At 40.4% G+C, this 24,323-nt stretch carries 24 protein-coding genes; 11 read left to right on the top strand and 13 right to left on the bottom strand.

All coding sequences use genetic code 11. The features are described 5' to 3' along the window. Positions 1-208: 208 nt before the first annotated feature. Complete coding sequence (locus RM368_RS23545; RefSeq protein WP_322696286.1) at positions 209-1,573, bottom strand: hypothetical protein; 1,365 nt, start codon at positions 1,571-1,573, stop codon at positions 209-211. Between the two features lie 194 nt (positions 1,574-1,767). On the opposite strand from RM368_RS23545, the gene RM368_RS23540 reads away from it, so the two are divergent. Together RM368_RS23540 and RM368_RS23535 are read left to right on the top strand one after the other, a co-directional pair. Then, complete coding sequence (locus RM368_RS23540; RefSeq protein ID WP_322696285.1) at positions 1,768-2,325, top strand: DUF721 domain-containing protein; 558 nt, start codon at positions 1,768-1,770, stop codon at positions 2,323-2,325. Positions 2,326-2,752: 427 nt separating this feature from the next. Further along, positions 2,753-3,067 (top strand): hypothetical protein, encoded by a 315-nt coding sequence (locus RM368_RS23535; protein WP_094349568.1) that lies wholly within the window; start codon positions 2,753-2,755, stop codon positions 3,065-3,067. A gap of 128 nt (positions 3,068-3,195) precedes the next feature. Here the strand turns inward: RM368_RS23535 and menB are convergent, their stop codons facing one another. Continuing rightward, positions 3,196-4,029 carry a 1,4-dihydroxy-2-naphthoyl-CoA synthase gene (gene menB / locus RM368_RS23530; protein ID WP_322696284.1) on the bottom strand — a complete coding sequence of 278 codons (834 nt, stop codon included), beginning with the start codon at positions 4,027-4,029 and terminating at the stop codon, positions 3,196-3,198. Between the two features lie 140 nt (positions 4,030-4,169). On the opposite strand from menB, the gene RM368_RS23525 reads away from it, so the two are divergent. Both RM368_RS23525 and RM368_RS23520 read left to right on the top strand, forming a co-directional pair. After that, positions 4,170-5,006, top strand: coding sequence for an Rpn family recombination-promoting nuclease/putative transposase (locus RM368_RS23525; protein WP_322696283.1), 837 nt, complete (start codon positions 4,170-4,172; stop codon positions 5,004-5,006). Between the two features lie 13 nt (positions 5,007-5,019). Then, complete coding sequence (locus RM368_RS23520; RefSeq protein WP_322696282.1) at positions 5,020-5,265, top strand: hypothetical protein; 246 nt, start codon at positions 5,020-5,022, stop codon at positions 5,263-5,265. On the opposite strand, the gene RM368_RS23515 is transcribed toward RM368_RS23520, so the two are convergent. Further along, a complete protein-coding gene (locus RM368_RS23515; protein ID WP_322696281.1) occupies positions 5,262-5,396 on the bottom strand; it encodes a hypothetical protein in 135 nt (44 codons plus the stop codon). The two genes, RM368_RS23520 and RM368_RS23515, sit on opposite strands and share 4 nt — an antisense overlap. Positions 5,397-5,496: 100 nt before the next feature. Here RM368_RS23515 and RM368_RS23510 point away from each other — a divergent pair, with 100 nt between their 5' ends. Further along, positions 5,497-6,165, top strand: a complete 669-nt coding sequence (locus RM368_RS23510) for a hypothetical protein (RefSeq protein ID WP_322696280.1) — start codon at positions 5,497-5,499, stop codon at positions 6,163-6,165. Between the two features lie 215 nt (positions 6,166-6,380). Here RM368_RS23510 and RM368_RS23505 read toward each other — a convergent pair whose 3' ends face one another. Both RM368_RS23505 and menD read right to left on the bottom strand, forming a co-directional pair. Beyond that, positions 6,381-6,563 (bottom strand): hypothetical protein, encoded by a 183-nt coding sequence (locus tag RM368_RS23505; RefSeq protein ID WP_322696279.1) that lies wholly within the window; start codon positions 6,561-6,563, stop codon positions 6,381-6,383. Between the two features lie 54 nt (positions 6,564-6,617). Then, a complete protein-coding gene (gene menD / locus RM368_RS23500) occupies positions 6,618-8,372 on the bottom strand; it encodes a 2-succinyl-5-enolpyruvyl-6-hydroxy-3-cyclohexene-1-carboxylic-acid synthase (protein WP_322696278.1) in 1,755 nt (584 codons plus the stop codon). Between the two features lie 167 nt (positions 8,373-8,539). On the opposite strand from menD, the gene folB reads away from it, so the two are divergent. The 3 genes from folB (at position 8,540) to RM368_RS23485 (ending at position 11,799) form a co-directional block, all read left to right on the top strand. Beyond that, positions 8,540-8,908: a dihydroneopterin aldolase gene (folB, locus tag RM368_RS23495; protein ID WP_322696277.1), complete on the top strand. Its 369-nt coding sequence runs from the start codon at positions 8,540-8,542 to the stop codon at positions 8,906-8,908. A 977-nt stretch (positions 8,909-9,885) separates the two neighbouring features. Continuing rightward, the gene (locus tag RM368_RS23490) at positions 9,886-11,169 is read left to right on the top strand and encodes a diguanylate cyclase domain-containing protein (protein ID WP_322696276.1); all 1,284 of its coding nucleotides are present in this window, start codon (positions 9,886-9,888) and stop codon (positions 11,167-11,169) included. Between the two features lie 69 nt (positions 11,170-11,238). Beyond that, a complete protein-coding gene (locus RM368_RS23485; RefSeq protein ID WP_322696275.1) occupies positions 11,239-11,799 on the top strand; it encodes a sugar O-acetyltransferase in 561 nt (186 codons plus the stop codon). A gap of 3 nt (positions 11,800-11,802) precedes the next feature. On the opposite strand, the gene RM368_RS23480 is transcribed toward RM368_RS23485, so the two are convergent. Together RM368_RS23480 and RM368_RS23475 are read right to left on the bottom strand one after the other, a co-directional pair. Next, positions 11,803-12,183, bottom strand: a complete 381-nt coding sequence (locus tag RM368_RS23480; RefSeq protein ID WP_322696274.1) for a calcium-binding protein — start codon at positions 12,181-12,183, stop codon at positions 11,803-11,805. Positions 12,184-12,632: 449 nt separating this feature from the next. After that, positions 12,633-13,625, bottom strand: coding sequence for a DUF1517 domain-containing protein (locus RM368_RS23475; RefSeq protein ID WP_322696273.1), 993 nt, complete (start codon positions 13,623-13,625; stop codon positions 12,633-12,635). A gap of 742 nt (positions 13,626-14,367) precedes the next feature. On the opposite strand from RM368_RS23475, the gene RM368_RS23470 reads away from it, so the two are divergent. Together RM368_RS23470 and blaOXA are read left to right on the top strand one after the other, a co-directional pair. Then, the gene (locus tag RM368_RS23470) at positions 14,368-15,576 is read left to right on the top strand and encodes a glycosyltransferase family 4 protein (RefSeq protein WP_322696272.1); all 1,209 of its coding nucleotides are present in this window, start codon (positions 14,368-14,370) and stop codon (positions 15,574-15,576) included. Between the two features lie 241 nt (positions 15,577-15,817). After that, positions 15,818-16,672, top strand: a complete 855-nt coding sequence (gene blaOXA, locus RM368_RS23465) for a class D beta-lactamase (protein WP_322696271.1) — start codon at positions 15,818-15,820, stop codon at positions 16,670-16,672. On the opposite strand, the gene thiS is transcribed toward blaOXA, so the two are convergent. Further along, complete coding sequence (gene thiS, locus RM368_RS23460; RefSeq protein ID WP_322696270.1) at positions 16,669-16,881, bottom strand: sulfur carrier protein ThiS; 213 nt, start codon at positions 16,879-16,881, stop codon at positions 16,669-16,671. The two genes, blaOXA and thiS, sit on opposite strands and share 4 nt — an antisense overlap. 128 nt (positions 16,882-17,009) lie before the next feature. Then, positions 17,010-18,065, bottom strand: coding sequence for a thiamine phosphate synthase (locus RM368_RS23455; RefSeq protein WP_322696269.1), 1,056 nt, complete (start codon positions 18,063-18,065; stop codon positions 17,010-17,012). 1,220 nt (positions 18,066-19,285) lie between these two features. Here RM368_RS23455 and RM368_RS23450 point away from each other — a divergent pair. Beyond that, complete coding sequence (locus RM368_RS23450) at positions 19,286-21,211, top strand: DUF1565 domain-containing protein (RefSeq protein ID WP_322696268.1); 1,926 nt, start codon at positions 19,286-19,288, stop codon at positions 21,209-21,211. A gap of 35 nt (positions 21,212-21,246) precedes the next feature. Here RM368_RS23450 and RM368_RS23445 read toward each other — a convergent pair whose 3' ends face one another. The 4 genes from RM368_RS23445 to RM368_RS23430 all read right to left on the bottom strand — a co-directional run. Next, positions 21,247-21,459, bottom strand: coding sequence for a hypothetical protein (locus RM368_RS23445; protein ID WP_322696267.1), 213 nt, complete (start codon positions 21,457-21,459; stop codon positions 21,247-21,249). A gap of 443 nt (positions 21,460-21,902) precedes the next feature. After that, positions 21,903-22,886: a hypothetical protein gene (locus RM368_RS23440; protein ID WP_322696266.1), complete on the bottom strand. Its 984-nt coding sequence runs from the start codon at positions 22,884-22,886 to the stop codon at positions 21,903-21,905. 147 nt (positions 22,887-23,033) lie between these two features. Then, positions 23,034-23,834 (bottom strand): hypothetical protein, encoded by an 801-nt coding sequence (locus RM368_RS23435; protein ID WP_322696265.1) that lies wholly within the window; start codon positions 23,832-23,834, stop codon positions 23,034-23,036. A gap of 298 nt (positions 23,835-24,132) precedes the next feature. After that, positions 24,133-24,323: hypothetical protein (locus RM368_RS23430; RefSeq protein WP_322696264.1), on the bottom strand; the 191-nt coding region annotated here is incomplete at its 5' end.

Here is a 24,323-nt window from a genome sequence, read left to right as displayed (position 1 = left end):
ATACGTGTAGTTATGGAGTGCTGAGTGCCGAATAAAAGTTTTGAGTATAATATTTTTTGTTGTGGGGTCGCAAACAAACAATATTTTGTCTCTACCACTCAGCACGGATTACTCATTACTCATGTTGTAAACAAACAATATTCTGTCTCTACCACTCAGCACTTGTTGACTCAGGACTGTTATCTCATGGTATCGTAGATTTTGCAATTCATGGCTGCTGAACTCGCGCCTTGATTCCCTTCGCTTCTAACAGTTTCATCTGTTGTTTTACTTGCTCTTTAGTTTTAAAAGCACCCAGATAAATCAATTCTTTGTTAGGCGATAAATAAGCATCAGGAATTATTTGCCGTGCTGAGGCAAAAGCTGCTCCTTTATTATCTATCACTACATGATAAAACCCATCTGTTCCTAGTTTGATTTCTGTATCTGGCTTTAGTGACGTTGCGATTGGCTTGGGCGAGGTTTTTGTCGGTGAAGTGGGAGGTAAAGAAAGAGGAGGCAAGGATTGTAGTCTCGGTACTGGTGCTAAAGCGATCGGGTTAGTCTGTTGGGCTGTATTGGGGTTAGACAATGCCCCTTGAGGATTTGCAGGGTTTTGGGTAACAATTGGATTAGGCACTACAGCGGGGGTTGGTTGGACTTTGGGTTTTAAACCAACTACATCATTGGGATCTCTTACTTCAGGAAACTCTTCAGTAGCTAGATTGGGATATTTGGGTATAGATGTGCTTGGTGGTTGAATTTGAGGTTGGACATTACTCCCAACTTCCTCAGTATTTTCTGGTGTGGGAGAGGAGTTGCCGTTAAATAAGTTGCCTAAATTCCATTGTGGCAAGCTTTTGGGATTGAAGACTGCATAACCCAAGATCAGACTAGCCACCAATAGCAGCAACATAGAGCCAATACCCAAAGGTGATAGCAGACTGTCGGTAGAATTACTTGGTTTCTTGGTTTCTGGTTGTTCTTCTGTCAGACTTCGCAGCAGTGCTTCACTAGATTCTAAATAGTCATCTGGGTGCTTGGGGCTATCATCCGTCTGCAAGTGATTTTCGCTTTTAGTATTTTTAACGATCGCTGGCACGATACTGCTATTAAAGTTGGGTGGGGGTGGTGGAAGTTGAGTTTGTGTTTTGGCTGCATTGGAGGTAGAGGGCAGATTCAGATTATTCAGTTCCTCAATTTTTGCCGTAGTTGGTGCTGGGTTCATCTCAGTATTCACAGCTACAGATGCGGGTGAGACATCAATTTTTGCCGTAGCTGGCGCTGGATTCATCTCAGGATTCACGGGTACAGATGCAGGCGATACGTTGGTTTTAATTTCCGTTGCTGATGACTGAGTTGCGCCCAATATTGTCGAAATGGTAGTTAACGGTTGGGGTTGTCCGCTGATGTAACTTGCAACACGGGACTGCTTAGATGAAACCAAACCAGTTCGCGTGCGTCGGTATCGAGCTAACTCTTGATCTAGCGGCACCTCTAAACTTGCTAGTGCTGCTGCTAGTACTGGTTTCAACCCAGGTGTTTTAGACGATTGTTGATGAGTACTGGAGTTGTTCTGGGAGTTTTGAGTCATTGCCTTTTTGCCTCAAACTTAGATTACTGGAATCAACTTTTAGATAGATATATTTTGTGATAATAATAGCGGAAATTATTTAAATAGATTGGGGATTGGGGGAGAGGTGACAGGTGACAGGTGATAGGGGATAATCTGCACCCTGTAATCTGTACCCTATTCCCTTCTTCACTCTCTACTCCCCACTTTGAATAATGTCGTTGAAATCAATTAATGATGTTTTAAGGATTCTGGAAAAGCAGTCGAAATGGCAGGAGCAACCATTTCAACGCCTGCTCAAGTGTTGGGCAGAAGTTGTTGAGCCAGTAGTTGCCGCAAATACTCGACCGTTATCAATTCAGCGTGATGTTTTGTCGGTAGCAACTTCTAGTGCTGCTTGGGCGCAAAACCTGACTTTTGGTCGCACATCTCTACTTTTAAAGTTGAATAAAAAGCTGCCAACGCCTTTGGTTGATATTCGCTTCTCTACTGCTGGCTGGCAGAATCCGTTGGTGGAAAGAAAACAGCAACAAACGGTTTCGCCTCATGAGCATCCAAGTTACCTTGGTGATGAGATTAACCGCCCTGATGCTGCTATGCCTACCAAGGATGTAAATGCGGCTTTTGGACATTGGACGAAGATTGTGCGATCGCGATCGCATGGCTTACCCCTTTGTCCCCAGTGCCAATCCCCCACTCCTCCCGGTGAACTCCAGCGCTGGGAAGTCTGTTCTGTCTGTGCTGCTAAACAGTTTTCAAAGCAAAATAGTTGAGCGATTATTTGTTGAGCAGAGTTTATCCTAAAATAACTTGCTGCTATTACATCAAATTTTTCTGATTCTTGAGAAAAAGTATAATTTACCGCTAAAATATGCCCAATGTGGTATGCAAAGTAGACTATTTATGTGAAATTCTATGCCTTAAGCCATACTTAAGGAGGAATTTAAAAGGCTGAATAAATCAAAAGCTTTAGTTTTAGTCTTGATCCCTAATAAGTTTTAGACGATACCTATATGTAACTGCTCTATGAATTATTTAAATATATAACAAGATTATAAAAATATCCTGAAGTTTATTTTTTACTTGGGATCGCTGAAACCTATAGAAAATAATGACTTTTTGGCTTTTCTCCGTCTTTATATATAGAAGCAGAATATAAAGATGAAATTCAGCCAGAAACAACACTAAAGATGAATCCGAATGAAACCCATTAAAGTTTTAGCATCTGCCTGTAGATATTGCCGTCATTACCAGCCAGAAGGTCGCCGTGGTGGAACGTGCCAGCAGTTGGGCGCACCAGTTCAAGCGACTTGGAAGGCTTGCTCTTTGGCGCTTCCACCTTTTGCACCTTCTTGGGAAACCTTAGAAGATGCTTGGGGTTTACCAGATGCAGCTCCAGTTTTAACATCTTGTCAATCTTTAGCTTCAGATTTCGATAATGCTGCTCTTGCCCCTCTAGAGGAAATAGCTGCCTCCATATCTGAACAGGTAAAAACTAAAGCAGTGGTTATTTAGTCATCCATTATTACTGGACTGAGTTTGTAGTCTGCTTAAAATAAGATTTGTTTTTAAGATTTTTAGTGCTGTAAAAGTTGATATCTACAAAAATCGCCCCCCTTAAATGAGGTGCGATTTTTGCGATTCTAAGGTAGCCAAGGAAAAGAGCGAAAATCTGGTGGACGCTTTTCGAGAAAGGCTTGTTTTCCCTCAGATCCTTCTTCTGTCATGTAATAAAGTAGGGTGGCGTTGCCAGCAAGTTCTTGTAAACCAGCTTGTCCGTCACAATCAGCGTTAAAGGCGGCTTTGAGACATCGAATTGCGATCGGACTTTTTTCTAAAATCTCTTGCGCCCATTGAATACCTTCCGTTTCTAGTTGTTCTACTGGGACGACACAATTAATTAAACCCATTTCTAAAGCTTGTTGTGCATCATATTGGCGGCAGAGAAACCAAATTTCTCTAGCTTTTTTTTGTCCGACGATGCGGGCAAGATAGCTGGCTCCAAAACCACCGTCAAAACTGCCGACTTTCGGGCCCGTCTGTCCGAAAATGGCATTATCGGCAGCGATGGTAAGGTCGCAAATTAAGTGTAAGACGTGTCCACCACCGATCGCATATCCAGCAACTAAAGCAATCACCACTTTCGGCATCGAACGAATCAGCCGTTGTAAGTCCAGCACATTTAAGCGAGGGATGCCAGTATCGTCCACATAACCTGCATGTCCGCGCACGCTTTGATCTCCACCAGAACAGAAGGCATATTTACCATCAGTGTGTGGACCATATCCAGTAAATAGGACAACACCAATACTAGTGTCTTCACGAGCATTACAGAAAGCGTCATACAGTTCAAAGACGGTTTCAGGACGGAAGGCATTGCGTTTATGGGGACGGTTGATGGTGATTTTCGCAATGCCATCAATTTTTTGATACAGAATATCTTCGTAGGTTTTGGCAGTTTGCCAGTTAATTTGCATTGGTATGGGGTGCGCTGTTGCTTCAAGAATTTTATCGCGGACGTAGGGATATGCGATACCTGCGATGGACTACGCCTACGCTAAAATTGTTGTCTCAAGCCTTTACAATCTGGTAATTGTCTGGGTGTTGAGGAATAAAAATGCGACGTGACACCATCTTTTACAAATTATTTAAGCAATTTCCCGGTTTGCTGTTTGAATTAGTAGATGAACCACCCTCTGAAGCGGAAAATTACCAATTTGAATCGGTTGAAGTGAAAGAAACCGCGTTTCGGATTGATGGAGTATTTTTACCTCCGGCTGATGCAGTTTCCAAAACCGTATTTTTTGCTGAAGTCCAGTTTCAGAAGGACGAAGACTTATATCACCGCTTCTTTAGCGAATTATTTTTGTTTCTCTACCGACACTCGATTCGTTACGATGACTGGTTTGGAGTAATAATTTTTCCTTCTCGCAGTCTGGAACCTTCCAACTCAATGATTCACCGCGCTTTGTTGGAAAGTGGTCAAGTCAGGCGGGTTTATCTGGATGAGTTGGGGGATTTGCGACAACAACCTTTGGGATTGGGTTTGATGTTGCTAACAAATGTTACTTCTGAAACAGAAGCAGTTGAAGGGGCGCGGTTTTTGCTGGAGCAAGCACGGCAACAATCGGAGCAAGCGATAATTGATTTAGTGACGACGATTATTGTCTACAAGTTTTCTAAGCTTAGTCGAGAGGAGATTGCAACGATGTTGGGACTGAATTTGGAAGAACCACGGGCGATTCGGGAAGCGAAAGAAGAAGGACGAGAGGAAGAAGCGCGATCGCTCATCTTAAGACTATTAAACCGACGGGTGGGTGAGTTTCCTGAGTCGCTTCAGCGCCAGATTCAAGGGTTATCGGTGGAACAGTTGGAAGCTTTAGGTGATGCTTTGTTGGATTTCTCTACTCTTGCTGATTTGGAAGGATGGTTACAAGGTGAAGTAAGGGGGTAAGTTTTACCCAGAGGTGCAGAGGAGAAGAGCGATCGCACCCGTTAAAATTCTCAAAGCTACAAATCTGAGACTGGAAGACACGCAGGTATATCAAGAAATCGTGGAAGGAAGAGTGCGATCGCTCGTACTGCGATGTAAAAACGACTATTTGGTGAAATTGCTGAGGAACGTTGGAAGCGTTAGCTTTGGCGTTCTTGGAATTGAGATTGCGATCGCGGACTTGGAAGGGTGGTTACAAAGTCAGTCAGTACATTCCTAAGTTAACTTTCTCGCTTTTCTCATATCTTGAAGATTCATTTTTTCAGTAATAAGCTCTTGAGCGCGAGCTTCAATTTTTGCTCGACGTGATGGTGGAATTTTTTCCATTACATCACTCAGTTTTGTTGCCATAATTTCATTATCCTTTTTCTTTCAGTTCATCGATATAAAAATAATATTACTGGGAATACTATTATTAGAATTTCTTTTCCCAGTAAAAGGATTTAAATATATGGATGACCTTAAAAACTTACTAAATCGTGCCTCATCTGAGGAGAGGAAAGCATTGGCACAGATTCTTAAGGCAAAACAACCAACAGTCGATTCTATCGTTGATCGTCTATGCAAGAAGAGCCAAGATCCTGCCAGCTATGTATTTAATGAAATATTTGATGATCATCCAAGTTACCAGAAAATAGTTAGGCGGGCTGCTAAAAAGTTAAAAATAAAATGTAGTAAATATGAATCTGCTAGTGGAATGGAGGTAAAAATTGCACAGAAGGTTATGGAAACAATGCTGGAGAAAATGACACCAGAACAAAAGCGAGAGATGGAACAGCAGTTACGAAAAACAGCATCACAATTTGAGAAAGGAGGTGAATTATTAGGAAGTGCTAGTATTTTTCTTGCTTTGACAGGCGCTCAATTGTCTGGTTTTGGTATTTACTTACTGGCTTCAACAACATTGGGTACACTTACCGGAGTAATAGGGGTTACTTTACCCTTTATTGCTTATACAACAATGTCAAGTGCAATAGCTGTGATTATCGGACCAGTTGGTTGGATAGGTGCAGGATTATTCACAGTATGGCAGTTGGCAGGCCCTAGTTATAAGAGAGTTATTCCAGCTATTCTTTATATTTGCGCCCTCAGAGCAAGACTGGATGGTGGTTTTGCTTAATTCTTTTTTAATATTTGCAAAATGTGTGATTGTCTATACTGATTGCTCTGTTGAGGTTCGATTGCCGAGATCAGCTTTAACTTCAGAATGTTTAGTACAGGATGGTGTAAATCCAGCTAACATCTCAATTAAGCAGATAAAGAGCTTAAGCCCCTTGTTAAAGGTAGGCAAACTTCTGCCATTCATAGTGGTGTATGAGCTATTTTGCCTCAACCTTAATGACGAATATCTTTAACTTTAGTTATTTTGTTATCTACTACAACTACATATACTCCTCTAGTAAGTGGATTTTGTACCATCCACTTGTCTTGCACTATAAAGAATTCGTAACCCTTGCCTTTTACATATTCAGTAGCTTCTTCAACTGTCTTTCCAATTAAAATTCTTTCATTTATCATAATTTTTTATTGTAATTTACTAACATTAAGTTATTATCTTTACTTACAATATAGTTAAATTGCAATATCTCCAGCAAACTTTCTTAAATTATCCTGTCGCCACTGAGCATCATGTTTGCGACTTGTCTGCACCTCCAAAACCCGAATTCCCTTAATTGGAAGCGGGTTTAATCTTTGCTGCAAATGCTCCCAAGAAGTTATCAATTCATGCTGCACATTATAAGTAGCGCACAACTGAGCAAAATCAATATCCTGGGGAGTGCCAAAAAACTCTTCAAATGGTGGGTCGAATTTGGCAATGGGTAACATTTCAAAAATTCCACCGCCATTGTTGTTAATTAACACAATCGTGAGATGTCCGACAAACTTATTGCGGATTAAAAAACCATTGGTGTCATGCAATAAAGCTAAATCTCCTGTTAACATCACACTACTTTGCTGGCGATGGGCAATTCCTAAAGCGGTGGATAGTGTGCCATCTATGCCATTTGCACCCCGATTAAAATACGATCGCACTCCTAAATTATTTGGTTTCCAGAAATATTCCACATCCCGCACAGGCATACTATTGGCAATAAACAGAGGCGTTTCTGGCGGTAAAATCTGAGAAATTAACCAAGCTGCTTTACTCTCAATTATTTCATCTATTTTTCCCATCGTCTGGTCAACAACTAACCTAACTTTAGCTTCCGCATCACACCATTGCTTTCCATAGTCTGAGGATAAAGATAAATTTATTTCCTCTACTTTTATGTGTTCTACAGATATCCGTAAATGCGTCGTTCTCCCGTGCAAAGGGTCGAGGTTTTGGTCACTAGGATCGATTACCCAGCGTCGCGGTTGGGTTGCATTTATCCAGGTACGTAGTTCTTTACTCGTAGGCATTTCACCCACCTGAATCACCATTTCGGGTGCTAACTGCTTTGCTAGCTGCTGATTTCGCAAAATCAGGTCATAAGTGGAAATTAAATAAGGGTTGAGTTCGGCATAATTTCTGACTGGGGAAAGTCCCTCAGCTAGCACGGGCCATTTGAGAGTTTGGGAAAGTTGCGCGATCGCTCTAGAATATTCCTCTGGTTGCTGGGGTTGGGCAACACCTGCGATAATAATGCCGCGATCGCATTTTTTCCATTCTTTGGGCATTAGGCATGGGGCATAGGGTATGGGGCATGGGTTTGCTATTCCTGCGAAAAAGTCTTCTGATTCCAAGTGCGATCGCAAATAACTCAAGTCAGTTCCATCAGGAACAGGCGCTAAGGGATCGCGAAAGGGAATATTTAAATGTACTGGCCCCTTTGTCGGATTTTGCGCCCTTTCCCAGGTATGAATTACCGTTTGTCGCAGATAAGCTAGCATTCCCAGATCGGCACAGGGTAAGGCTAACTCTGTTTGCCAATTTGGGTAGTTTCCATATAATCTCAATTGATCTACAGTTTGCCCAGAGTGACAATCTCGCAATTCTGGAGGCCTATCGGTAGTTAATATCAATAGTGGTACGCGACTATATGAGGCTTCAATGACTGCTGAATAAAAATTTGCTCCTGCTGTACCAGAGGTGCAAACTAGTACCACCGGGCGTCCGGTTGCTTTAGCTTGTCCCAAAGCAAAAAAGGCGGCGGAACGTTCATCAAGAATGGAAATTGCTTCAATCTCAGGTGCTTGTTGAGCAAAGGCGATCGCTAAGGGTGTAGAGCGCGATCCAGGACAAATGATGGCACAAGTCAATCCCAACCGCTTTAAAGTCTCTGTTAAAATATAAGCCCAAAGTTGATTAACATTCCTATAAGCGATCGGCATTAAATCAAACATAGCTATAAAACAATCTTAAATTTTAGATTTTGTCTAGGGAAATTCAATTTAAAATCCATCAATGCGGTGTTGACTTCCATCACCGCCACGCGAGTTTCTGGGAAAGAAAATCTCCAAGCAAACTTGCTGAACTTTCTACAAAATGCACAATTTGCTCTCAAACTTTTATGGACTGCATTCATTTAACGGGAATTCGCGGCTATGGCTACACTGGGTATCTACCAGAAGAACAGGTGCTAGGACAATGGTTTGAGGTGGATGTGAGGTTATGGTTGGATATCTCCACAGCGGCCAAGACTGACGCGATCGAAGACACTTTAGATTATCGCAGCGTCATTAGCTTGACACAACATCTGATCAAAACGTCTAAATTTGTTTTGGTGGAGAAATTGGTAACAACGATCGCAGATTCTATCCTCCAAGAGTGCGATCGTGTAACAAAAGTCCAAGTCACTCTCAGCAAACCTGCCGCACCTATTCCAGACTTTGGTGGCAAAATTAGCATTGAAGTGACTAAAATCAAGTCCAACCTTTAATTCACAAAATGTTTTTTTTCAGTATCTATCAGATAGCAAAGAACAGGAGGTTTACGTGGAGCTTGGAAGTGTCTCACAATGAGAATCTTTCCTGCCATTGGCATCAGTACCTATTGATTACCAAAAAACTAAAAAATACCGCGAGCGGCTGATGAACATTTAACTTATAAATTTTCAGAGGAGAGGAATTGTGATTAAGTATTAACCAGAAGCTATAGGGCTAGTATTTTATTTTTAAAATACGCTTAGTGGTGTGGCAAGGCTAAAATAGTGCATTAAAAATATCTTAGCTATTGATATTTGAGAAACATAACTAATTTTATATTGCACATATTTAGGCTTACCATGCTATTATAACAATCCTGATGTTTTTTAATTATGGTTGTTGAATGAATATTTCTAATTAATGCAAGTTTACTGTTCATTAAATATTTCACATAGCTTTAGACCGTAATTTAGACTTCATCTGATATAAAATATATTTGCAGTTAAAACAGCATTAAACTTTTTAAGTATAGGTTAAGATTAATTATTAATAATTAAGCGAATGTAGATTAATATATTACATCCAAGACACTCTAAATTTTTTTAATTCTATTAAAATAATCTACTGTGATTTTATGAAAATTTTTTCTTGATTAATTTCTATATAGAGATTATACTTAGTGTTTATACTTTCTCAATATAAAATTATTGTATACATTTTAAAATCAGTTTTTGAATGCTTGATAATTACATTCTCATTTGAATTGGATGTTAGTAGCACCATATTAGCTACATAAATTAATCAAAGTTAACTTTGATAATCAGATAAATTTCTGGAAATTAATAATATCATACTATTTACTCATTAGTTAGTATTAATATCAAGTAAAAATACAGGATAGTTAGAGATTGTTTATGATAAGATAAGCACTTTTGACTTGAGTTGACACTGACAACAAGAATCTGAACCTTAGCAAACAGGTGATTGTAACATGTTCGCCCGCAAAATCCTACTTGTTGAGGATGAAAAAAATCTCGCCTCAAATATTAGAAAAAGTTTACAAAAGTTAGGTTATTTAGTATCAGAAATAACTGAATATGGTGAAGAGGTAATAAAAAAGGTAGTAGAAACTCATCCACATTTAGTATTAATTGATATCTGTCTAGCTGGAGAAATAAATCATCTCCACGTAGCGGATATTATCCAGAATAACTTTCATGTGCCTGTAATATATCTAACAGAGTGTTTGGAATATCAAACATTACATAAAAATAAACTAAGTGAGCCTTTTAGTTACATAGCCAAACCATTTCTTGAAAGTGATTTACATTTTGTGATTGAAATGACACTGTACAAACATCAGACCAAAAAAATATTAGACCAAGAAAAACAGAGGTTGATGACAATTATTAATAGTATGGGTTGTGCTGTGATTGTTACCTATGCAAATGGTTGTATTGAAATGATGAATCCCATAGCAGAACTAATCACTGGTTGGAAGCAAAGTGAAGCGTTGGGGAAAGATTTAATAGAAGTCGTTAACTTAGTTAATAAAGATGTAGGAGAAAAAATTGAAAATTTGGCCACTTATGCAATCGAAGCAGGTAAAGTTTTCAATTTACCAGAAAACTGTACATTGATTACCAAAGATGGTAAAGAAATAGCGATTGGTGATAATGTTGCACCTATTCGCGATCGAGATGGCAATATTACTGGCGCAGTTTTAGTTTTTCAAGACATTACTAAACGTAAGCAGACAGAGGCGCAACTGATCCGCAATGCATTTTATGATGGGCTAACAGAATTACCGAATCGTGTTTTATTTTTAGATCGGCTCAAACAAACTATTGAACGTAGCAAACGCAGAAGCGACTATTATTTTGCAGTTTTATTTTTAGATTTAGATGGCTTCAAAGAGATTAACGATCGCTTTGGGCATGGAATAGGTGATGATTTTTTAGTAGCGATCGCTAGACGTTTAGAGTCATGCTTACGTAGTGGCGATACTGTAGCACGATTTGGTGGTGATGAGTTTACTGTTCTTTTGGAGGATATTAAAGACATTACCGATGCTACCAATGTTGCCAAACGCATTCAAGACTCCTTAAGATTGCCAGTTAACCTGAATGGATATCAATTATCTGCTACAGCTAGCATTGGTATTACTTGGAATTTTAGTAATTATGAGGAACCTGCAACTCTACTGCGGGATGCTGATATTGCGATGTACCAAGCTAAACGGCAGGGAAAAGCTACTTATGCCATATTTAGTTAAGCATGGAATATGATACTCTAGCGGCTACTAAGGTTATCATACACAACCGAGAAGCCTGATAATTCTGTCATGGAAAAAACCGAAAAACAGAAAATGCTCGCAGGCGAATTATACCTGGCCGAAGATCCAGAATTGGCTGCCGATATGAAGCGAGCTAGTCGTTTATTGCGAAGGTACAATTCTACAACCGAAGAACAGCAAGAGCAACGGCAGGAAATTTTACAAGAATTATTTGGAAAAATCGGTGACAAAGCATTAATAGTCCCACCCTTTCACTGTGACTATGGCAGTAATATTTTTGCTGGTGACAAATTCTATATGAACTATGGCTGTGTAATTTTAGACTGTAATACAGTTCACATTGGTGAAAATGTTTTGTGCGCTCCTTATGTGCAAATTTATACTGCTTATCATCCGACAGAGCCAGAAATTCGTCTTTCTGGTAGAGAATTAGCTGCCCCAATTAACATAGGTAATAATGTCTGGATTGGTGGCAATGCAATTATTTGTCCAGGCGTAACTATTGGTGATAACACAACCATTGGTGCTGGTAGTGTAGTTGTCAAAGATATACCTGAGAATGTTGTCGCTGCTGGCAATCCTTGCCGCGTCATTCGGTATTTATCCTAGAGTTTAAAATTTATAACCTCTAGCAATCCAATAGAGCCAGTCTGCGATCGCTTCTTGAGTTTCACTGTCAGCATCAATGGCTGCTATTTCAGATAATTTTGCAGAATATACATCTTCATCCTTACCATTAATATAAGCCACTTCTACATACATATCTTTTAAACACTCGTCATCTGGAGCCATTCCCAATACTTCCACTTGTTTCTCCTCAACAGCACCTGATTTGCGTCCCTTCTTCGACCATGTAGCCAAAAAGGGAAAATTCAGAGTCTCTTCAAGGTAGTAGTACCAACCCATAGCTCGGTCTTCTTTGTCTTCGGCATCTACAACGATCTCCGTTTTAATGCGATGCTCTCGGTTTTCGTCGGCTTCAACACTAGGCATAAGATAACACTTTGCGTATAATTCATTTTGATAATACTACCAAAATGTTTGTAAAATCATACTTAAATATATCTATGATGTCCGCTTAATTACTTATTCACCTCTCAGAACCCCACACGCCAGATGCTCCACTTGGCAGAAGACCGCACTGGCTCTTCTTAATCCGCTCTTTGCAAACTCTTAGGGCAAGGTGGGGTGAAATCAATATTTTTCGGGTTTTGGGGGAAAGGTTAAGGGTTTGAATTTACCTTTCCCCAGACCAAAAGAGAGATTGTTGGGTTTATGCGAAAAGTATGTATTGGGGGTGAAATGGGTGTGGGAATCATAACTAATTATCTGGAAATGATATAAACTCTACAAAAAACCGCTTGTCATTGACAAGCGGTTTTCTAGTTATTGTTCTTAAGGGGAACTTATTTGTTGCACTAAGATGCAAAATTTTTCAGAGATTAAACAAGTCTCAAATCAGGATAATTCGCTAAGACATCATCAGATGTGAGGGTATCATTTTCAGCTTGAGGAGTCCAAAGAACTTCAATTGCTAGAAGCTTGTCGCTAGGAATACTACCAATTTGCCGTAAAGCTTGACGCAAATCATCAGCACTATTAATAGCTGTGGGGATTTCAAACTTGCCTAGTGTCGCCGCCAGCAAGGTGACAACAATGTATTCGCCAGGGCCTTCAGTAAATAGGCGGGTGGGGTTGTCAAGTTCGCCAGCCGGAGGTAAAGCATCTTTGGCAAGGGCTGCTCTTAGCTGGTTGTTGACGTTAGAAAGAGTTTCTTCACTAAACTTGCTGCGTTCTGCCAGTGACAGCCGATTAAACTGACCTTCAGCTGAATTTAAACTGGCTTGTTGAGTGCCACCACCTGCATATACAAAGTATTCCGGATGGCGGAGTAAAGCTAGACTGGCTTCTTGGAGAATTTCTGCTCTACCTTCGGGGGTGTTAGTATCAGCAGTTTCAGCAATCTGGTTGAGTTCATTTTGCAATTCACGGGCTTGAGCTAACAAACCTACTTGCAAACGAGTTACAGAAACAGGAGAGTTACTGCTGTAATCTGCTTCTGCTGTTTCACCCCTAGAGACGCGGCGGAAAGTTTGCAGTAAGAAATTAGCGATCGCAAAGAAGATTAAGATGCTAAATAGACCACCAAATCCTCCGCCAATACCCCAGAAGGGAAGTAGGAAGGGAAAGCCAAAGCCACCACCAAAGCCACCACCATAACCACCGGGATAGTATCCGCCTCCGCCAGGAGGTGCATAAGTGCGCGGTGTATAGGTGCGGCTAGAAGGCGCTCTAAAGGAGCCACCACCGATGCGACCTCCACTGCGGGCTGCTAATGCGCCGTCAGCGTGACTTAGAACCAAAGCTAACACCAAGCTTAGGGCTAAGAAGGTTTTTAACAACGGCTTGATGGTTTGTTGTAGTTTTTTACGCATAAGACAATCGCTTGAAAAACGAAATTATTATTTATGATTTCTCCCGATGGTGGGAGCAGTGTTGCAGGATGTTGCTAACGCTAGCCCGTAACAAGCAAGTTTGTAGCATTCAAGTAGTATTACCTTTTAGAGGCTACATATTCAATTTACCGCGTCTTATCTTGGGTAAGTAGCGATCGCAGGGGGGATTTCTCGACTGGGGAACCGTACCTGAAGACATGTTTATTTTCAATTTTATTATTCAATATTTAGCACGGGCAAAACGCCTAACTACCACCAACAGCACTCATTAATACATTCGGAGGCTGATAATTTACGTGTACGTAGAAAGCTAGGAAATGTCTGTAATCCTTATAATTTTTCATATTAGACATAATGTTGCGACTAAGTAACTATAAAAATTTTGGCATTTTGGCACAGGAGTTTAAGTATTTAGGATATTTTATTGAACGTAGCTAAATTTCGGAATTTTCGCAGCCGATGTTTACTGAGCATTTTCGCTACAAGTGTTAGCTTTTATTTTTTGTTCATTATGCACAGAAACTCTCAAAAAATGAGAAATTTGCAACAAAAATAAAATTAACACAATAAAAAAACAATCTTTCTGGCTAATCTTCTCAAATAGGCTGCAAATTTGTCTACCAAATTCGTTTTAAAAGAAATAAAATAATAATGATGGCTTTGAAAGTAATTCTAATTGTAAATATTAAAAACTATTTGAAATATATTCATCAACTTGATTATGGAACATATTTCTCAACTAACAGCCGAAATCAGAGACAAAGCTGCATACCCAGATATCCTAGTCATATCCCGGATCTTTCTGCCGAAAGAAGCTGTAATTGGGGAATATATCTACAATCGTTGTCTGCAAGATCCAGAACGAATAATTGTACTGGCAGCTAGTTGCTCAGGAGACCGAGTATTTGATAAGAGTCAACAGTTTCCTGTGTATCGCTGGTATTATCCTAAATATTGGCGTAGTGGCTATGTGGGAAACATCTTAAAACCTTTGGTCAATATCGTCTGCTCATTTGTCCTGGCAATTAAACTCTATTTTCGCTATCACTATCGTTATATAGAGTGGGGCCACGGCTATGATTTTCCTTCACTGTTGCTATTGAGCTATTTGTTACCTATTCGCTTTTTTATCTATCTGCACGGCAACGATCTTCTTTGCACTTTACACAATCCCGTGCTGCGATCGCTATTTAAATTAACACTTCATAGAGCCGAAGGCATTGTTTGTAACAGTTCTTATACAAGAGACTACCTCAGAACTGCTTTCCGATTAGATACTCTTACCCATGTCATTAACCCCGTAATCAGACCAGAAAAATTTGGTAATAATATAGCCAGTCCCAGTAGCCTTGATGATTTACGGGTTCGCGTGCGTCAGGCGTACAACATTCCCGAAACAGCAATAGTGATTCTCTCCATCGGCAGGCTAGTAAAACATAAAGGTTTCGACCGAGTAATTGATAATATCCCAATACTGCTAACTTTTGGGGTTGATGTCCACTATATACTCTGCGGACAAGGGCCAAGTGAGTCGGAACTGAAATCTCTGGCGCATCGTTTGCGAGTAGATAAGCGCGTCCACTTTGCTGGATATGTGCCAGAGCAAGAATTAGCAGGTTATTATGCAGCTTGCGACATATTTGCCATGCTGACTTTATCGGATACTAAACCTAATAATATGGAAGGTTTTGGTATGGCTTATTTAGAAGCAAGTTACTTCGGTAAGCCGATAATTGCTCCCCGTTTAGGTGGCGTTCTAGATACAGTTCAGCATGAAGAAAATGGGATACTGGTTAATCCCAATTCTGGTTATGAAGTTTTTCAAGCTTTCAATCGGTTGTGCAAAGACCAGCAACTACGCGAGCAGCTTGGTCGTAAAGGTAAAGAATTAGCCAAGCGGAGAACTCTCCATCGATCGCTTTATAAATAAGATGGGAAAAACGCAATTTTGTAAAATGATTTTATTAACTAAACCGGGTTGAATTATAAAATTCAAAAAATACCAAAAAGGGCAATTTACTAAAAGTCATATTTCTGCATAACCTTTAACTAATTGCCTCACAAAAGAGTAAGATTACAGTGTAAAATCTCGCTTGTGATGTGATAAATGTGCAATGAGAAATATCTGGTTTAACATAGAACAATTCTTTCGAGATTACGCAAAGCATCGAATGCAATCTTTCGTGTTTACAGTCATTGGATGTCTTGCTGTATTGAGCGTGATTACCTTTGGGGCAATGTATGTTGTGGCTCAACCTGCTTCAACTTCATCTGAACGTCCCGCTGTGAAAGCGCCAAATTTCGGGCGACATTTTCAAGAATTTGGGCGTGAAGGCTCAATCTTGATTTACGACTCAAAAAACAACCGCACCTACGAACACAATCCTCAACGTAATGCAACCGCGATCGCTCCAGCTTCAACATTCAAAATTTTTAACGCGCTGGTGGCATTAGAAACAGGTGTAGTTCCTGATGATGTGGCAGTTCTCACTTGGGATGGAATTCACCGAGAAATTGATGCCTGGAATCATGATACAAATTTGCGTCAAGCCTTTAAGGATTCAACTGTTTGGTTTTATCAAGTATTAGCGCGTAGGGCTGGATATGAACGGATGCAGCAATTTATTAACAAAGTAGGCTACGGGAACCGTCAGATTGGCACTGTTGCAGACATCGATCGTTTTTGGTTACAACCGCAGTTATTACAAATTACACCCAAAGAGCAAATTAAGTTTTTGCAACGGTTATATCAAGGCGATTTGCCTTTCTCACAACGGACAACAAATCTTGTCAAAGACATTATGGTACGCGAACAGACTCCAGATTACACACTGCGAGGAAAGACGGGATGGTTAACGAGTACTAAACCAAATGTTGGTTGGTTTGTGGGTTATTTAGAGCAAAACAAAAACGTCTACTTTTTCGCCACAACCCTTGATATGCAAAAATCGGAAGATGCACCCGCCCGCATCGAGATTACACAACGTAGCCTTAAGGATTTGGGCTTGCTGGCTCAAATCAACTAACCACCACCAACAATAGTTACCACTTCTAAGCGATCGCCTGGTTGCACTTTTGTTTGCGGCCAAAATTGTCGGTGTAAAATTTCGCCGTTATACTCCACAGCCACCAAGCGGGGGTTAAAACCCAACTGTTGGAGTAAGTCGGGTAAAGAAGTTGGAAATGAGCAGCTATGGGTTTCCCCATTTACCTGAATCGTAATCTCATTAGACATAAATGTAGGGAATGGGGAATGGGGAATGGGGAATGGGGTATTTGGTATTGGTTACTTACTTTGGACAAATGACAAATACTTCGACTTCGCTCAGTACAAGTGACAAATGACAAATGACAAATGACTCTTTAAATTTCTGGTTTAATGCGATTGAGTTGAGAGAGCAAATATTGCGTTACTAGGGTAGGCTGTTCGGCTTGCATGAGCGATCGCACTACCGCTACACGTTCGGCTCCAGCATCGATCGCATCATTGATATTATTGGCATCTATTCCCCCAATCGCAAACCAGGGAATTGAGCAATTTTTGGCTGCATAGCTGACATATTCTAGCCCTGTTGCTGCTTTACCTACTTTCGTGGGAGTTTCATAAACTGGCCCGACGCCAATATAATCTACACTTTCAGCAATTGCTGCTTGCATTTCTTCTTTATTTGTGGTAGACAGACCGATTAGACGTTGCGAACCCAGTAATTGCCGAGCAATGGAAATAGGCATATCTTGTTGTCCCAGATGCACCCCATCGGCATCGACGGCTAAAGCTACATCCACGCGATCGTTAACAATAAACAAAGCACCGTAGATGTGGCATAACCGCCGTAATTTTCTCGCTTGTTCTAGACGCAAAGAATCATCGGCGGTTTTATCGCGGTATTGTAATAGCGTTAATCCGCCTTTGAGTGCAGCTTCGACAGTGTTCAACAAATTTTCACTAGGGGAAGTCACAAGATACAAACGCGATCGCCACAACAATTGATGGCGCTGATGACCCATTAAACTACTTTCTAGGGTATAAACCTGATAGCGCATCTGCTTACAAGCTTTAGCCATAGTTGGTTGGTAAAGCTTGCTGTATTCTTCCAACACCCGTAATGCTTCTTCTATCCGGCAAAAGTTAGCTTGCAAAACCGATTTTATACTAGCTCGTTGTTCTTCTTGAGGATGGGTTAACTCAGTCCCAAGATCGCCTGGTGTATCTCGCGCCGCCCGTAATTCTGGGGTATGCCACTTGGCTACCTCTTGTCGCAGCCGTTTGCATTCAAGAGCCAACTGGGCATTATTCAAACCAAATCGACACCATTCTTCGATAATTCGCAAACCCTCACGAGCGCGGTCTAAATTGGCATCTAAAATGCGGTAAACAACTTGCTGTGTTTGCTCTTTTTGGCTGTATGGCTCGACCATTACAACAACCCCATTAGTGCTTTCATCGAAGTGTGAATTATCATAAGTCCTAGTAACCATAAGTTAAATAAGATTGCTTTTTTTTACTAATTTTTGCGGAATCTACGCAAAATAACGTAGTAGTGAGGGTTACGGTAAATTATCCCATGTTCCTATAGACAGTGATAAGGGTAGTTTGAGGCTACAGTTTCGCACTGAGCTTAGTCAAGTGTTTTACGATAGACAACGAGCTTACAAAAGACTGGCAAAAGGGAATACACCAGAAAATCTACATATAGATATATAGCAATCCGATTTGATTCCTGAATCACTCGTAGAAGTAAGGGACTGGGGACTGGGAATAAGGAATAAAGGTGTACTGAGTTTTGGTCAAAAATAAAATAAGAGTTTTATATTAGTGGAAACTATGTAGAGACTAGGGCGTGTTTTCAAACCTTTCTTAAAGACACCTGAGTCTTGGAGATCCCCCAACTCCCCCTAAAAAGGAGGGGGGCTTTTAGAGTTTCTTTTCCCCTCTTTTTAAGGCTACGGTGTACACACAAGTGTTGGTGTAGTGTATCTATCCCGCCTCGGAATAAATTCCGAGTCTTATAACGGTGTCTCTATCCCGCCTCGGAATAAATTCCGAGTCTTATAACGGTGTATCTATCCCGCCTCGGAATCAATTCCGAGTCTCATAACGGTGTATCTATCCCGCCTCGGAATCAATTCCGAGTCTCATAACCAAAGTCCTCTAAAAGAGGACTAAACAAGACATTTAGTTTAGTCCTCTTTTAGAGGACTTTAGCTATCAGCCCGGAACTAAAGTTCCGGGCGGGATATTTGCTCAGTCTGGGACTTTCACTTGAACAGAAATATTGGGTGGGTAAGATTTTTAGAGATGTATGTACACCGTAGCTTCTTAAGGACTTCCAAATAAAAAAATATCCAATTAATTCTTGTGGGGTGGGTAACATGATGTTACGTCTTTACAAGGATTTTGGATAACACATATTTAATTTCACTTTTATATCTATTAGATAAATGATATAGGCACAATTTATGAATTTTGCCCACAAATTATTTTGGGCAACGCACAATTAATTTCTGGAGATGTCTAATATCATTTATTACTATGTATTAAATATCGCCACTCGGTCAATATATGAGTAATATTATCGACATAATACTCTCTAGGGAGTATAAGAATTTATGATTACTTATAAGGAGTGGTGTTAAATATGATTCTTCCTCGTATGTTTACTGAGTACCGTAGAGTAGATGTTTTGTTTGCAAAACTAAAGTTTCTGAAATCAGCAAGGCTTTTATTTTTTAGCTTTTCAGTATTATCTTTTATTCTAGGGATGGGGGCGGCAAGTATAGCGTTTCTGGGTATCAGCCAGGATAGTGCGTTAGCGCAGCTCGCCGTTGGCAAAGCCTCTCGTAGAGAAGGTATCGCTCAGATTCCATCGACACCAAATTCAGCACCTCTGAATCAGAAAACACCTTCTCAAGCTAATGTGCTATTTGTCAATCCTGGTGTTGGAGATGACAAGGCAAGCAATGGCAGCGAATCCGCTCCTGTAAAAACTATTACCTATGCATTGCGATTAGCTAACGCCAATACTGTAATTATGCTCTCTACTGGCACTTATAGCGCCGAGACAGGAGAGGAATTTCCCTTAATATTGAAACCGGGTATTTCAATTCAAGGCAACCCCAGCAATCAAGGTAAGGAGATTATCATTCAGGGAGGCGGTGATTACCTAAGTCGGAGCTTTGGCGGTCAAAATGTCACAATTGTCGGGGCAAACCAAGCCTTGCTCACAGGGGTAACAGTGACGAACTCTAATCCTCGTGGTTACGGTTTATGGATTGAATCTAGCAATCCGGTAGTCGCAGAAAATACATTTACTGGCAATACTCAAGATGGAATTTCCGTCAGTGGTAATGCCGCACCTACCATTAGTAAGAATTACTTCGATCGCAATGGAGCCAATGGCATCACAATTGCTGGTAACTCTAGTCCGCAAGTGAAGGAAAATATCTTTCACCAAACAGGTTTTGGGATTAATATTGCTCAAAATGCTGCTCCTATAGTCATAGGTAATCAAATTCAAAACAATAGATCGGGAATTATCGTACAAGCAAATGCCCGCCCGATTTTGCGGAATAATTCTATTCAAGATAATAAAGAAGATGGTTTAGTTGCGATCGCTCAAGCAATGCCAGATTTGGGTAGTGCATCCGAACCTGGGGGTAATACATTTCAAAATAATGCCCGCCACGACATTAACGCCAGCGCTGCTAAACAAATGATTTCTGCTGCTGGTAACAACCTTGTAAGCGATCGCATCACTGGTAAGGTAGATATTAACGGTACAACAGCACTAGCAACCCAAAATTCTCAACCCGCTCCCAACAATGTGTTACGAGAAATACCACCAAGTGGGGAAATTACCTTCTCAGCTCCCGAAATCCCTGAAACTACTAATGGGCAAACCAGCAACAGTATTTCAGCAAATAATCCTGTTTCTGGGCAATTAAACAGTCAACTGCTGCCATTAATGCCAGCCAATAATGTACCGCCTTCCTTGCCTATATCCAAACAACCACCGACTTCTAGCGTCGCCGGATTTCCTACTCCTAGCAGCTTGTCAGGTAGACAAATACCAATTAACGCCCAGCCACCTGATACACCACAGTTAAATTACGTGCGGATCGATCCTAATACCATTGAGTTTACTGCCCCTGAGTCCCCATCCAATTCAGTTGCACAGCCACCAGTTTCAAGTATGAGGAATCAAACACAACAGCCATTACCAATACTAGAAACTGCTGCTCCTGGTGCTTCAGAACTTTTACCACTTCCCAATCCCAATATCCCCATTGTTAATACTCGCAATCTGCAAACAAGTTCTGCAAGTATTCCCTATGGTGGTAACTCTGCAACACAATTTGGTGTACGTTATCGCGTAGTAGTGCCACTTGCAACCGATCGGGATCGAGATTTAGTGCGATCGCTTGCTCCTGGTGCGTTTCTCACAGTTTGGGATGGTCAAAGAGTTATGCAAGCAGGAGTATTTAGCAGTGAATATAACGCTAAAGAAATGCTCAAAACACTCTCTAATAAAGGTTTAAGAGCCATTATGGAACCGTTGAATTAATTGAGCATAGGGCAAAAGGGGTGGAGGGGAAAGACTTAGATCCCCTCCGGTCTTTTAATTTCAGCCCTGATTTCGTCGTCTGTAATCTCATTCACGGGGTGTTCGGTATAAAGTTCTTGAATTAAAGCCGTCAAATCTGAACGTAAATCTATTTGAATCAAGGCTCTAGCAACTTTTGCTCGTTCGTCTGGCTGTAACTGTTGTACCGCCGTAATGAGTTGTTCCAAAGTAATTGGAATCGATACCATGTCAGTACCCATCATGATGGTTTCTTAAATTTTAGTGCGTTTGTGCGATCGCTATCAGTCTCAAGGAGAATTGACGGCTTGTATTTATTTGTTTGTTGCAGTCAGCCTAGCAAATATGAAGGTCAGATCCTTTTCATTGCTTTTTTTGATTGTCATTGGCCAATACGGTTCAGATAAGCCCAAAACCCTCATGTAGAGACGTGATTTATCGCGTCTTCAAAGACCAAGTACCTACACCAATAACCCTTAACTGAACCGTATTTCCTTATAGTCCTTTCGTAGAACTAGCATGACCTTCTTTACTCCTTGAATATTCGTAATTTATAAATACACCTAAAAATCTGAAATATTGTACAGTAAGTTTGTATTATATTTTCTGACTGCAAGCGTAAACATCACATTATGACGTAACGTTTCAAGATTATTTATGTCTTCATAACCCATTATTGGCATTGAGCCAAGATAACGGATAATGCTGCTCCAATTATCCTATAAAGATTTCGCCGATCCTCTAGAACTTTTTCATTCCTTTCGTTTGAAAGATCAAAACTGTATTTAGCTGATAAGTTATCTGAGATTATATGTAAGTATGAAAATTTGATATTCATTACAGAGGCAGCAAAAGCCATGTGCCCAATTTCAGGATCAACAAATTTAGTTTCAACAGGTTGTTGTTCATGCCATATAACTGTTTCCTGTAAAACTGAAGCAATTGTCGTGTGTAACCCTTTTTGTACAATTGGGTCATCTAGGCAATCAAATGCATTCTCCCAACTGATAAGTTCTCCTCCAGGCATATAGCTGCTTCCACCTGTTGCCAGGTAGCTATTTGGAGTATGCTTCATATCAAGAGAGCCTAACTTTCCTGAGTAAATAACAGTTTTAACACCACGCTCTGCTAGGAGCATAACAATACGTCCAGCAATTTCTCCCCAGTAAGTATGCTTACATCCTAGTAATAAAGTTTGGCAGGAACCAAACTTACATATCTTCCAAAGGAAATCACCATCTCCTTGCCATTTTTTATCCTCTGATAAAAAATCCAAACCCTCCACGTAACCTAAAATAACAACTTCCGTACATGGCAATTCTTGGAGGGAAGAATTTCTCAACACATTCCAGCACTCTTGTACTGTTGGCAGACTATACACTACATGAACGTCTCGACCAATATTCTTGAAATAGCATGCGATGACATTTGAAAAATGGAATACGTAATCCCATCCAGGAAAGCATCTTACCTCTGCAATTTCATCGTTTAAAACCACTGTTGGTCGCTTAAAATTGAATAATTTTCCAGATTTCTCTTGAGGTGATATACCTTGAGAGCGATCATATTTGCCAATTACTTTCACCTCGTGGACGTAGGGTAGTTTCAGAATAGGATGTATTTTCAGTTCCAAGTATGGTAAGAGCGAATCTCCCATGGTGTGTTCATAACATAGAACACTAAGTGGCAGGCAGTTCATGTCCAAACAGAAGGTATGTTGAGTAGTTCAGAAGACGAGATATATCTTTTTTATCATGAAATGTTACACCCCATATAAAGCTTTTCAGGTTATTTCGTTGCCTCCTCAAATATTGAGCTCTCGTGACAGATTACCTTGTGCTACCAATTCCTCAATTTCATCTATAACGTATTGAAATAATTCGCCTTCCTCAACACATACAACTGTAGGGACTCCAATTAGCCTTCGACGATGAGTATATAGGGCTACTACCGCTCTATTATCAAATCGAAAGACAGAGAACAAAGGAGCTTGTTTCATCAACCAGATTTGAATTTGTGCATTCGGATGTCTGCTTGATAGATTGCAGAAGAAATCAATAGCTTTGTTGATTCCTGCTTCTGCTACATCCTTTTTCTTATCTGTTCGGTGAGCGATCTCAGTAATTACATAAGGATTTTGAGGATCGGGCAATAAGACACGAAGCCTAGCATCTTTTTTGTCAAGAAAATTTTCTAGATGGCTAAAGTGTTGATTACGCCATGTAGATGAACCAGCAAATAGTAAATCTACCTTGACTGCCTTTTTGAATAGTTCATCCCAGTCAATATCTCGACTTTGAAATGATGGCGTGACTTGAACTATACCAGCTTTTATAAGTTCATGAGAAATTGATGCTTTTGATAACAGTTCCTCCGCAAACGCTCGTTTACCAAATAGATCCCATGCTACTGTAACAAGACCAGTACCAAATAATAATGATCCCATAGACTCAGTAAGATTCTTCCAGGTTGCTTTCCCAACCCAAAGAGCATCATTTGCAGCCCAAAGCATTAACAGGAAACCGCTAAAAAAGAGAATGAGGGAGACTAAAGCAGTCCGTAAGTTAACCCTTTCGATCAGGAGAGCAAGATTCTTTTTTTGCACTTCTACATCTCCACAAACTGTTATCCTATAGTGAACATTGACTCAGGTATATTCTCTCACCATACTTGGGGCATTGTTAGATAAGATACCATAGCCAACTATCACTGGCTGTAATCGTACCTGGGGTATGAGTAGCATTCACGCTTATTGCCGGGTTAAGGGGATTGACTACACCTTTGAGCCATTACGTGTAATGGGGGGCAAAAAGTATTATTTTCTCGTGGTTGTGAGCAGCGTCACTAACCTTGAGTATTTTCCCAACTTAGGATCATAAGTTGGAATTTGAGTTCTGACTGGATTAAATAGTTGAATTATATTTATGATACTTTTGTGCGCGATCGCCTTCGCCGTAAATCGGGTTAAGGCAAGAAAACTCATCATCTAATACCTCAAAACGACTTTGAAGTACCTCGAAACGACTTTGAAGTACCTCGAAACGACTTTGGAGTACCTCAAAACGACTTTGAAGTACCTCAAAACGACTTTGGA

Origin of the sequence: Nostoc sp. DedSLP03 (assembly GCF_034530815.1) — a bacterium.
In the GTDB taxonomy this organism is placed as follows: Bacteria; Cyanobacteriota; Cyanobacteriia; order Cyanobacteriales; family Nostocaceae; genus Nostoc.
The sequence above is the reverse complement of the archived record's forward strand: the minus strand, read 5'-3'. Positions and strand labels throughout refer to the sequence as shown.